General features: G+C 73.1%; 12 protein-coding genes, 1 tRNA gene and 1 pseudogene. 6 read left to right on the top strand and 8 right to left on the bottom strand.

The features are described 5' to 3' along the window. Positions 1-89 precede the first annotated feature (89 nt). The 3 genes from AB0D93_RS19350 to AB0D93_RS19360 are packed head-to-tail and all read left to right on the top strand — an operon-like array spanning position 90 to position 4,551. Positions 90-1,256 (top strand): HpcH/HpaI aldolase/citrate lyase family protein, encoded by a 1,167-nt coding sequence (locus AB0D93_RS19350; RefSeq protein WP_362120795.1) that lies wholly within the window; start codon positions 90-92, stop codon positions 1,254-1,256. Positions 1,257-1,300: 44 nt separating this feature from the next. Further along, complete coding sequence (locus tag AB0D93_RS19355; protein WP_362120797.1) at positions 1,301-3,739, top strand: phosphoribosyltransferase; 2,439 nt, start codon at positions 1,301-1,303, stop codon at positions 3,737-3,739. Further along, the gene (locus AB0D93_RS19360) at positions 3,739-4,551 is read left to right on the top strand and encodes an HAD family hydrolase (RefSeq protein WP_362120799.1); all 813 of its coding nucleotides are present in this window, start codon (positions 3,739-3,741) and stop codon (positions 4,549-4,551) included. The genes AB0D93_RS19355 and AB0D93_RS19360 overlap by 1 nt, the downstream gene beginning before the upstream one ends. Before the next feature lie 29 nt (positions 4,552-4,580). Here AB0D93_RS19360 and AB0D93_RS19365 read toward each other — a convergent pair whose 3' ends face one another. From AB0D93_RS19365 to AB0D93_RS19380, 4 genes are all read right to left on the bottom strand, one after another. Continuing rightward, positions 4,581-4,793, bottom strand: coding sequence for a zinc ribbon domain-containing protein (locus tag AB0D93_RS19365; RefSeq protein ID WP_362120801.1), 213 nt, complete (start codon positions 4,791-4,793; stop codon positions 4,581-4,583). A gap of 9 nt (positions 4,794-4,802) precedes the next feature. Beyond that, positions 4,803-5,336, bottom strand: a complete 534-nt coding sequence (locus tag AB0D93_RS19370) for a DUF4383 domain-containing protein (RefSeq protein WP_362120803.1) — start codon at positions 5,334-5,336, stop codon at positions 4,803-4,805. Positions 5,337-5,433: 97 nt separating this feature from the next. Further along, positions 5,434-6,828 carry a hypothetical protein gene (locus AB0D93_RS19375; protein WP_362120805.1) on the bottom strand — a complete coding sequence of 465 codons (1,395 nt, stop codon included), beginning with the start codon at positions 6,826-6,828 and terminating at the stop codon, positions 5,434-5,436. Positions 6,829-6,924: 96 nt separating this feature from the next. Next, positions 6,925-7,695 carry a DUF4097 family beta strand repeat-containing protein gene (locus AB0D93_RS19380; protein WP_362120807.1) on the bottom strand — a complete coding sequence of 257 codons (771 nt, stop codon included), beginning with the start codon at positions 7,693-7,695 and terminating at the stop codon, positions 6,925-6,927. 231 nt (positions 7,696-7,926) lie between these two features. On the opposite strand from AB0D93_RS19380, the gene AB0D93_RS19385 reads away from it, so the two are divergent. Beyond that, positions 7,927-8,001, top strand: a tRNA-Val gene (locus AB0D93_RS19385). A 35-nt stretch (positions 8,002-8,036) separates the two neighbouring features. Here AB0D93_RS19385 and AB0D93_RS19390 read toward each other — a convergent pair. The 3 genes from AB0D93_RS19390 to AB0D93_RS19400 are packed head-to-tail and all read right to left on the bottom strand — an operon-like array spanning position 8,037 to position 9,611. Beyond that, positions 8,037-8,414 carry a hypothetical protein gene (locus AB0D93_RS19390; protein ID WP_362120809.1) on the bottom strand — a complete coding sequence of 126 codons (378 nt, stop codon included), beginning with the start codon at positions 8,412-8,414 and terminating at the stop codon, positions 8,037-8,039. 51 nt (positions 8,415-8,465) lie between these two features. Then, on the bottom strand, positions 8,466-8,660 hold the full coding sequence (locus AB0D93_RS19395) for a hypothetical protein (protein ID WP_362120811.1): 195 nt from the start codon (positions 8,658-8,660) through the stop codon (positions 8,466-8,468). 51 nt (positions 8,661-8,711) lie between these two features. Beyond that, positions 8,712-9,611: a 2-dehydropantoate 2-reductase gene (locus AB0D93_RS19400; protein WP_362120813.1), complete on the bottom strand. Its 900-nt coding sequence runs from the start codon at positions 9,609-9,611 to the stop codon at positions 8,712-8,714. A gap of 93 nt (positions 9,612-9,704) precedes the next feature. Here AB0D93_RS19400 and AB0D93_RS19405 point away from each other — a divergent pair, with 93 nt between their 5' ends. Beyond that, entirely contained in the window at positions 9,705-9,962 is a 258-nt protein-coding gene (locus AB0D93_RS19405) for a DUF2277 domain-containing protein (protein ID WP_362120815.1), read from the top strand. Between the two features lie 123 nt (positions 9,963-10,085). Then, entirely contained in the window at positions 10,086-10,541 is a 456-nt protein-coding gene (locus AB0D93_RS19410; RefSeq protein ID WP_362120817.1) for a DoxX family protein, read from the top strand. 128 nt (positions 10,542-10,669) lie between these two features. Here AB0D93_RS19410 and AB0D93_RS19415 read toward each other — a convergent pair. Next, a pseudogene (locus tag AB0D93_RS19415) lies at positions 10,670-10,855 on the bottom strand (superoxide dismutase family protein); the annotation flags it as partial.

Genomic DNA, 10,855 nt, shown 5'->3' on the forward strand with positions numbered 1-10,855 from the left:
CCGGGAACCCCCGACATGGATCCCTACGTACTATTACCGGCCACCCTTTACCGAACACTGAGACTCGGGCCGCGCCCTGAAGGAGTCCTATGCGTCATTTCGGGCACATCGCCCCCGAGGTGCGGCAGCGCCTCTTCCACCGGGAGCCGAGCGCGTTCACCGCCGACTCTCCGGCCCGGCTGCTCGCCGCCGCCCTCGGCGCCACCCTGTACAGCCCGGCCACCCGGCCGCGGCTCGCCGACGACATCGTCAAACAGGCCGGGAACGGCGTGGTCTCGATGGTGCTGTGCCTGGAGGACTCGATCGACGACGCGGACGTCCTGGCCGGCGAGGAGAACCTCGTCGGGCAGTTCGCCGACCTGGCGGCCCGGCCGGGAGCCGAGCTGCCGCTGCTCTTCATCCGGGTCCGCACCCCCGGGCAGATCCCCGACCTCGTCCGGCGCCTCGGCGCGTCCGTGCGGCTGCTGTCCGGATTCGTGCTGCCGAAGTTCACCGAGGAGCGCGGCATCCCCTTCCTGGAGGCCCTGGCGGCCGCCGAGGCCGCGAGCGGGTGCCGGCTGTTCGCCATGCCCGTCCTGGAGTCCCCCGAGCTGCTCTACCGCGAGTCCCGCGTGGACACCCTGGAGGGCATCGCCCGCGCCGTCGACAAGTACCGCGACCGGGTCCTCGCGCTGCGCCTGGGCGTCACCGACTTCTGCTCCAGCTACGGCCTGCGCCGCGCCCCGGACATGACCGCCTACGACGTCCAGATCGTCGCCTCGGTGATCGCCGACGTCGTGAACATGCTGGGCCGCGCCGACGGCACGGGGTTCACCGTGACCGGGCCGGTGTGGGAGTACTTCCGGGTCTCCGAGCGCATGTTCAAGCCGCAGCTGAGGCAGAGCCCCTTCCTGGAGGTGCAGGCCGTGGAGCTGCGCGAGAGGCTGATCGAGCACGCCATGGACGGTCTGCTGCGGGAGATCTCCCTGGACCAGGCCAACGGCCTGCTCGGCAAGACCTGCATCCACCCCTCCCACGTGCTGCCCGTGCACGCGCTGTCCGTGGTCAGCCACGAGGAGTACAGCGACGCCCAGGACATCCTGCGGCCGGAACGCGGCGGCGGGGGTGTACTCCGGTCGGCCTACACGAACAAGATGAACGAGGTGAAGCCGCACCGCGCCTGGGCCGAGCGGACCCTGCTGCGCGCCGAGGCCTTCGGCGTGGCTCACGAGGACGTCGGCTTCGTGGAGCTGCTCGCCGCCGGGATACCCGGCTGAGCCGCGATGTCCGGCTGATCCTTCCCATATCGTCCAAGGAACGCATGAAGAACGCAGTGAACGACGGGGTCTGGTCCGGCAGCTGGGTCGCCGAGCGGCTCGGGGTCGAACTCGTGGGTGACGACGGCCTGCCGGCCCTGCTCGGGCTCGCCCTGCGCCGCAACCCCAAGCGGGCCCATCTGCTGGTGTCCAACGTCCTCGGCAAGCACGTGCCGCAGTCGCCGACGGTGGTCTACGACCACGGTTACCGCCTGGGCCGAAGGGTCCGTGACCTGCTCGGTGAGGCGGAGGCCGCCGGTGCCGTGGTCCTGGGCTACGCGGAGACCGCGACGGGACTGGGCCACGCCGTGGCCGACGGTCTCGGTACGGCGCCGTATCTGCACTCCACGCGTCGGCCGGTGGCCGGGGTCGCCCCGGCAGGCGGGTTCGAGGAGAGCCACTCCCACGCCACCTCCCATCTGCTGCTCCCCGAGGATCCGGGGCTGCTGGCCGGGGACGGTCCGCTGGTCCTGGTCGACGACGAGTTCTCCACCGGGAACACGGTCCTGAACACCATCCGTGAGCTGCACGAACGCTATCCACGCAAGCGTTACGTCGTGGTCGCTCTGGTCGACATGCGCTCGCCCGGGCACGCCGACCGGATGGAACGATTCGCCACCGGCATGGGTGCCCGGGTGGACCTGATCGCCACTGCCCGCGGGACCGTACGGCTGCCCGAGGGCGTGCTGGAGCGGGGACAGCGGCTGGTCGCCGAGCACGACCAGCGGCACGACGCGCCCGAGGCGCCGTACGGCGGTGTCACCCGGGTGGAGCTCCCCTGGCCCCACCGCCTCCCCGACGGCGGCCGGCACGGCTTCACACCCGCTCACCGCGCCCGTCTCGAGGCCGCGCTGCCCGCCATGGCCGCCCGGTTGGCCGAAGCCCTCCCGGCCGGCGCCCGACGCATCCTCGTCCTCGGCTTCGAAGAGCTGATGTACGCCCCCCTGCGCCTCGCCCGTCAGCTGGAGCAGGCCACGGACGTCGAGGTGCGCTTCTCCACCACCACCCGTTCGCCCGTCCTCGCACTGGACGACCCCGGCTACGCGATCCGCACCCGGCTGGCCTTCCCCGCCCATGACGAACCGGCCGACGGCCCTGGCGAGCGCTACGCCTACAACGTCGCGGGCGGCGGCTTCGACGCCGTCGTCGTCGTGGTCGACTCCGTCGCCGACACCCCCGCCCTGCACGCCCCCGACGGCCTGCCGGCCCGCCTCGCCGCCCACACCCCGCACGTCCTGCTCGCGGTCGTCCCGTCGTACGTACCGCACGCTCCCGAAAGGCCGGCCATGCTGCCCGAGCCCCTCCGCGGCCCCGCGTTCTCCTCCTACGCGCCCGAGGAGGTCGGCTGGCTGCTGCAGGACCTCTCCGGCGTCACGCTGGAGGCGCCGACCGAGGAGCGGGAGGAGGCCATCCAGAGCGGCGGTGCGCACTACGCCGAGTCGCTGCCGGTGGAGTACCAGCCGAGCGAGCAGTACCAGGAGCTGTTCCACTCGGCCCTCGACGCCTCGGCCGCCCGGATCGCCCAGGCGGTCGGCGTGGTGACCGAGGCCGTCATCGCCGAGCGGTCACCGCGCCCGGTGCTGGTCTCGCTCGCCCGCGCGGGCACCCCGGTCGGCGTCCTGATGCGCCGCTGGGCCCGCTACCGGCACGGCCTCGACCTGCCGCACTACGCCGTGTCCATCGTGCGCGGCCGCGGCATCGACGCCAACGCGCTGCGCTGGCTCGCCGCCCACCACGACCCCCGGGACGTCGTCTTCGTCGACGGCTGGACCGGCAAGGGCGCCATCACCCGCGAACTCACCCAGGCCGTCGAGGAGTTCGAGCGGACGGAGGGAGTCGGCGGCTTCGACCCGGAGATCGCCGTGCTCGCCGACCCGGGCTCGTGCGTGCGCACCTACGGCACCCGCGAGGACTTCCTCATACCCTCCGCCTGCCTCAACTCGACCGTGTCCGGCCTGATTTCGCGTACGGTGCTGCGCGCCGACCTGGTCGGCCCGGACGACTTCCACGGCGCGAAGTTCTACCGCGAACTCGCGGACGCCGATGTCTCCGTGGCCTTCCTCGACGCCGTCTCCGCCCGCTTCCCCGAGGTCGCCGACGCCGTGGGCACCGCGGTGAAGGAGCTGATGGCCGAGGACCGCACCCCGACCTGGGCCGGCTGGCGGGCCGTCGAGCGGATCAGCGAGGAGTACGGCATCCACGACGTGAACCTCGTCAAGCCCGGCGTCGGCGAGACCACCCGGGTGCTGCTGCGCCGGGTGCCCTGGAAGATCCTGGCCCGGGAAGGGGCCGGCGCCGACCTCGACCACGTCCGCCTGCTCGCCGCGCAAAGGGGCGTCCCCGTCGAGGAGGTCGGCGAACTGCCGTACACCTGCGTCGGGTTGATCCACCCCCAGTACACGCGCGGGGCCACGGGCGCCGACGGCAGGGCGGTGAACGCCTGATGCCGGTGCTGGTGGCGAGCGATCTCGACCGTACGCTGATCTACTCCTCGGCGGCCCTCGCGCTGACCATGCCGGACGCGCGGGCCCCCCGGCTGCTGTGCGTGGAGGTGCACGAGGCCAAGCCGCTCTCCTACATGACGGAGACCGCGGCCCAGCTGCTGACCGACCTCGGTGACACGGCCGTCTTCGTGCCGACGACGACCCGGACGCGCAAGCAGTACCAGCGGATCAACCTGCCGGGGCCGCCCCCGAAGTACGCGATCTGCGCCAACGGTGGGCATCTGCTGGTCGACGGGGTCACCGACGCCGACTGGCACGCGGGCGTGCAGGCCCGGCTCGCCGACGAGTGCGCGCCGCTGGCGGAGGTCCAGGAGCACCTGCTGCGCTCCGCCGACCCCGTCTGGGTGCGCAAGCACCGGGTCGCCGAGGACCTGTTCGCCTATCTCGTCGTCGAGCGCGAGCTGCTGCCCGAGGAGTGGGTGAAGGAGCTGGCGGTGTGGGCGGAGAACCGCGGCTGGACCGTCTCGCTCCAGGGCCGCAAGATCTACGCCGTCCCGCAGCCGCTCACCAAGAGCGCCGCCGTGCGCGAGGTCGCCCGCCGCACGGGCGCGGAACTGACGCTGGCGGCGGGCGACTCCCTGCTGGACGCCGACCTGCTCCTCGCGGCCGACCGGGGCTGGCGCCCGGGACATGGGGAGCTGGCCGACACGGGGTGGGCCGCGCCGGAGATCGGCGCGCTGCCGGAGCGGGGGGTCCTGGCGGGGGAGCGGATCGTACGGGAGTTCCTCCGGGCGGCACGGCAGGCGCCCTGAAGGGGCGCGGGTCCGCATCCGCCGGGTGACTAACCGCAGCAGCCCCCACCACAACAGCCCCCGCCCCCACCGGGCGCGGGGGCGGGCGCCCCGGCCTTCCCGGCCACGGCCACCGTGGACAGCAGCTTCACGGTGTCGTCGTGTCCCGCGGGGCACGAGGCGGGGGCGGCGGACTCCGCCATGGGACGGCTCAGTTCGAAGGTGTCGCCGCAGGTACGGCAGCGGTACTCGTAGCGAGGCATGGGCACAGACTAGCCGCCGGCCGGGGGACGCTCCCGCTCGCCGGCATCGGGATGGCGGGCCCGCCAGTACGGGTTGTCGTGCGGCAGGGTCGAGCCGACCCGGCCGTACATGCCGAAGGTCATCAGCAGCAGGCCCACGATGAAGCTGAAGATCACGTTCTGGATCTTGAACGCCAGGAAGTTGTAGTCGCCGTCCAGCAGGGCGAGGTTCAGGAAGCCGTTCAGCAGGAACAGCACCCCGAACACCATGTTCAGCGTGGAGGCCACGTTCCCGCCGATCACCATGCCGGCCAGCAGGATCGCGCCGACGACGATGGACAGGATGCTCAGCGTGCCGTTGGTGTTCAGCCCGGCGACCGAGTTACCACCGGTGTCGAAGAAACCGATGTGGTTCATCAGACCCAGGATGCCGAAGGCGACCAGGAACGCGCCGATCACGCCCGCGCCGATCCGGTAGACCGTGTTCAGCCGGTGGTCGACGGGCAGGTGCTTGTCGAACTCCGTCCGCCGCCGCGGTTTCGTGTGCACTGCGTGTGTGGCCATGTCCGCCTCCCTCGGGCGCTAGCGGAGGCCATCCGTCCACCCAATATCCGCCTGCCCGACCCACGTGGCAACACACGCATCCCTGCCGCGGTCCCGGTCAGTGGCCCCCGCCCCGCTCCTCACGGATCTGCGCCACCACCCGGGCGGCGGCCTGCCGAACCGCGTCCGTCTCGGTCAGGAAGTGCCAGTAGTCGGGATGGCGGCCGGTCTCCAGCGAGCCGGCCGCCCGCTCCAGCCGGGCCACCGCGTCGTCCAGCGGGCGGGCGTGCCGGGGGTCCGGGGCCGTACGGCCCGTCATGGCCAGCCGCTGGGCGTCCCGGATCGCGAACCGCGTGCGCTCGATCTCGGCCTGCGGATCCTTCTGCACGGCGTTCAGCCGGGCGAGCCGGTCCCCGGCGGCCGACACGGCCTCGTCGGTTGCGTTCAGCAGGGCCCGTACCGTCGACAGCAGCGAGGTGGCGTCCGGCCAGCGCTGGGCGTCCCGCGCGGCCTGTGCCTCGCGGAGCTTCAGCTCGGCCTGCCGTACGTTCTCCTCGGCCTGCGCGGGCACCTGCTGCAGGTCCTGCCAGCAGGCGGCCGCGAACCGCCGGCGCAGTTCGCTCAGCACCGGGTCGACCTGCCCGGCCCGGGTGGTCAGCGCCTGGGCCCGGGTGCGCAGGCTGACCAGCCGGTGATCGATCTCGGCGGCCTTCTCCGGCAGCCGGTCGGCCTCGGCCCGTATCGCCCCGGCCTCCCGCTGCACCCGTTCGGCCCGCTCCAGCGTCTGCGCGATGCCGTGCTGCCCGGCGCCCTGGTTCAGCTTGGTCAGTTCCGGGGACAGCGCGGCGAGCCGGCCGGCCAGGTCGTCGGCGCGCAGCCCCTGTTCCCGTACGGCGTCCAGGGCGTTGCTCGCGCCCAGCAGCGCCTGCCGGGCCCGCTCCACGGCGGGCGCCAGCCGGGCCAGCTGGGTCTCGGCCTTGCCGAGCAGCGGCCCGAGCGAGCTGCCGAAACGGTCCAGCTCCTGCCTGACCCGGACCAGTTCGTCCTTGGCGGACGTCAGCTCCGCACGGGCCCGGGAGGCCGCCGCGGCCTCCAGGTCGTCCCGGTCCAGGTCATGGGCGTCGACGGCCTGGATGTACCGCTGACTGACCTCGTCGATGCGCTGTCCGAGCGCCGTGAAGTCGGAGACGGCGCGCCGCGCGGCGGGGGAGTCGTCCACGGCCGTGATGGTCTCGATGGAGATCCTGAGGTCCCGCTGGGCGGTGTCCAGCTCGTAGAAGGCGGCCGCCGCGGCGTCCTTCGCGGCCTGCGCCTCGGCCCGCTGGCTCTCGGCCCGGCCGCCGAACCAGCGCCGGGTGCCGCCGCCCGCGAACGCGGCGGGCAGGGCCAGCGCCGCCAGCAGGGGCAGGCTCATCAGGGTGAGCGTGTCACGCAGCGCCGTGGAACCTGACCGGTCCCGGACGGTCGACGGCGGGTACGACCGCGTCGCTGGCGTGCCCGGTGTCGCCGTCACATGCCTCTCCCGTGCTGTGCTTCGCCGTGGGTGGTGTCATTCTCCCACCCGTTGTGGACGAAACACACGGGCCGGTCGGTTCGCGCCGCCGCACCCTCACTTTGCCGTCCGGACGGTCACCTTTCCGTCCGCGGAGTGGGCCGAGACCCGGTGCGCGCTGCTGTCGTCGCGGGGCACGGACACCGAAACGCCGCCGTCGTCGGAACCGGCCGACACCCGGTAGGCGCCCTTGGGCAGGTCGACCGTGACCGCGCCGTCCTTGCTGGAGGCGTCCACCAGGTCGGGCGCGCCGGACAGCGTCACGTGCACGGAGCCGTCGCCGGAGCCCGCCTTCACCCGGCGGGAGGAGACGTCCGCGCGGACCGCACCGTCGTGCGACCTCAGGTCGAGCGGCCCACTGGAGTCGGTGACGCGTACGGCGCCGTCGCTGGTGACGATGCTGAGCGGGTCCCGGAATCCGTGCGCCCGCACGCTGCCGTCCGCGTCGTCGACGCGCACGGTGACCCCGCGCGGTACCTCGATCCGGTGCCGGGCCGCGCAGTCGGCGATGAATCCCGAGCAGTGCACCCGCAGCACCAGCCGGTCGTCCTTGAAGGACCAGTGCACCGTCGGGTCGCCGCCGACGACGACCGACCCCTGGAACCAGCGGGTCACCTGGACCGTGTCGGCCCTGGCGGAGTCGGTGGCGACGACCTCCAGCGCGGAGTCGTCGGAGTCGACGGTGAGGGTGCGGCCGTGCAGGGCGAAGGACCGGTGGTCGGGGTGGGTGTCGTCGTCGGCGGAGGCGCCGCAGGCGCTGAGCCCCGTGACGAGCACGCCGGTGACGAGGGCCATGGCGGCAGCGCGGACTGGAACGGAACGGGCCATGCGAATCTCCCCCTGTACCGGCTCGCCGGGTCGTGGCGGCCGGAGCAACTCTGTCTCCGCCGACCCTAGGTGATCACCGCGCGGCCCCCGATCCGGCAGCCTCCCGGACCCGTGGTGGGGTTAACCCCCGCACGCTGGCCCGGCGCCCGTGACCCGGCGTTACGGGTTTGCGGTGCACCAGCCCCGGCAAGGTAGGCTGTCGACTCGTCCTGGGCGCGCAGCCCGGATGCCGGGTGCGTAGCTCAGGGGTAGAGCGCCTGCCTTACAAGCAGGATGTCGGCGGTTCGAAACCGTCCGCGCCCACCAGGGGAGCCCCCGGCCGTGCGGCCGGGGGCTCTTTCTCATCCCTCTCCGCCCTCCGCGCCGGACTCCCCGCCCTCCGCGCCGCCGCCCGACCGCTCGTGGGCGTGCTTCAGCTCGGTGCGGGCGGCCACGCGGTCCGCTCCCGCGACCTCGGCCCAGAAGCGGTGCGTGCTGACGAACACCGCCAGCTCGTGCTCGCGGCGGCGCAGTTTCTCCACCTCGGCCTGCTCGTCCGCCGTCCAGCCCGGTGACGCGGGCCGCTCGACCTTGCGCCAGCCGGTGTCGTCGCTGAAGCCGTCGAGCGGCTCGACGGACCAGGGCAGCCGCTTGAGCAGAGCCGACAGCTCGGCGCGGACCTGATGCAACTCCTCCTGACCGGCGAGGAGGTCGCTGGGGAACTCAAAGGTCGTAGCCACACGGCAATGCTACGCCTGTTCGATTTTGGGTGGCGAGTTCGGTCGTGAGGTTCACGCGAACGTGTGGGCCCGCCGGTCGCCGCTCGCCGGCCACGTGCGGGCCAGGAGTTCGTGCCCCCGGTCGGTGAGGGTGAGTGCCCGGCGACGGCGCTCCACCGTCCCGCTCGGCACGGTCGCGCTGCTCGTCGCGGGCCCGGCACGGCTGGGCGACGCCGTGATGGGCGCCGCCCGCCGGGCCACCGGCATGTTGATCACCGTTGGGTGGCCGTCCAGTGGTTGCTGAGTCGACGGATGTCCTCAGTGGGCGGTGGTGCGCAGTTCGGTCACCAGGCGGGTCGTCACCGGGACCGGTACACCGTGCCGGTCGGCCGCGCGCAGCAATGCCCCGCCGATGGCGTCGAGTTCGAGCGGCCGGCCCGCCTCGGCGTCGCGCAGCATGGAGGACTTGGCGCCGGGCGGGAAGGCGTCGTACCGGGCCAGGGCCCGGGCCGGATCGGCGGGGGCACCGCACGCGCGGCTGACCGCGGCGGTCTCGGCGACCAGGGCCTGCAGTTCCTCGCGGTGACGGGTGCGGGCCTCGCCGAGGGGGAGGGCGTACCGGGTGGTGAGCAGGGCGAACGGGGCGAGGAAGGCCATCTTGGCCCACAGGGACGCCGTCTCGTCCTCGACCACACGGGCGGTCGTGCCGGCCGCGGCGAGGGCGGCCGCCAGGGCGTCGAGGCGGGAGCGGGGCACGCCGTCCCCGGCCAGGTCGATCTCCGTGAACGGGCTGCCGTGCTCGATCACGCCCGGCGCGACCCGGGTGGACTCCACCCGGATCACCGCCGGCGCCACCCGGTCGGGACGGTAGCGGGCGCGGAGCCGCGCGGGGTGTTCGACGCCGTTGAGCAGCGGTACGACGAGGGCGTCGCCCAGGGCCGCGGGCGGCACCCGGGTGAGGGCCGCGTCGAGCGTCGTGTGCTTGACGGCGATCAGGCAGGCGTCCACCGGTTCGCGCAGCTCGGTGTCCGCCTCGACGGGGGCGGTGAACTCGCCGAACTGCGCGCTGTGCACCGTGATTCCGGTGCTGCGCAGGGTTTCGGCCGTCTCTTCCCGGGCCAGGCAGACGACGCGGTGGCCGGAGCGGGAGAGCAGGGCGGCGAGCAGGCCGCCGGTCCCGCCGGGGCCGAGGACGGCCACGGTGTGCGCAGTGGTCATGAGGCTGCTCCTCTCGACGGTCGGCCCCGGGAGTCGGTGGCCGCCTTCGGCGTGATCATTCCACCGGGGTGCGGTCTGCGTGAGACTGGGGGCATGTGCCGGAGTATCAAGACGCTGCGTCCGCCCGTGCTGCCCGAAGAGGCCACGGAGGAGGACATCCACGCCGCCGCGCTGCAGTACGTGCGGAAGGTCTCGGGGTTCCGCGCTCCCGCCGCCCACAACCGCGAGGTCTTCGACCGTGCGGTGGCCGCGGTTGCCGAGGCCACGGCCGAGTTGCTCGCCGGGCTGGAGGTGCGGGGGCGGTCGGCGCGCTCGGTCGCGCCTCCGGATGCCGATGTGGCCAAATGTTGAACTTGCAAGCACTGGTTAGGTAGACCTAACCTGGTCCTCCATTCGGTACCGCCGCCCCCACGACCGGCCATCCGCACCACCGTCCCCGGCCGGCCCGACCGACACCGAAGAGGAGAACCCCTCATGTCCGCACGTCTCAACGCCGCTCAGCCCTATGCCCTCGGACTCTTCCGCATCGTCGTGGGCCTGCTCTTCGCCGTGCACGGCGCCGCGTCCCTCTTCGGCGTCCTCGGCGGCGCGGCGGGCACCCAGGGCGGCACGATCCCGGCCGGCACCTGGCCGGGCTGGTACGCGGCGGTGATCCAGCTGGTCGCCGGCGCGCTGGTGCTCCTCGGGCTCGGCACCCGCGGGGCCGCGCTGATCGCCTCGGGCTCGATGGCGTTCGCGTACTTCGACGTCCACCAGCAGGCCGCGCTGTGGCCCATCCAGAACGGCGGCGAACTGTCCGTCCTGTTCTGCTGGTCGTACCTCCTGCTGGTCTTCACCGGCTCTGGCGCCTTCGGCCTCGACCGGCTCGTCGCCCGCCGCACGGCGGAGGACGGCGGTGCCGCCGCCGAGCGGTCCCCGATAGCCGCCTGACCGTACGGCGCTCTTATCGCGCCCACGGCTCACGCCCCGGCTCGCGCGTACGGCGCCCTTCCCCCGTCAGGAGAGGGAAGGGCGCCGTCCCGGTGTACGGCCGTCCCGAGTACGGCCGGCCGCCGCGCCTACGACGCTCCGCCGAACGGCACGGTGAAGCAGGCCACCCTGGCGCCCTTGGTGCCGGGCTCGCTGTGGATCACCACGGAGGACGCCTGACCCTTCCGGAAGGCCCAGGTGTGCGTGGCGGTGGCGCGGCCCATGCCGGCCCCATCGGACTTGAAGTCCAGCCACACCTCGTTCTTGGCGTTGAC

It is taken from the genome of Streptomyces sp. NPDC048191 (genome assembly GCF_040652655.1).
Classification (GTDB): Bacteria; Actinomycetota; Actinomycetes; order Streptomycetales; family Streptomycetaceae; genus Streptomyces.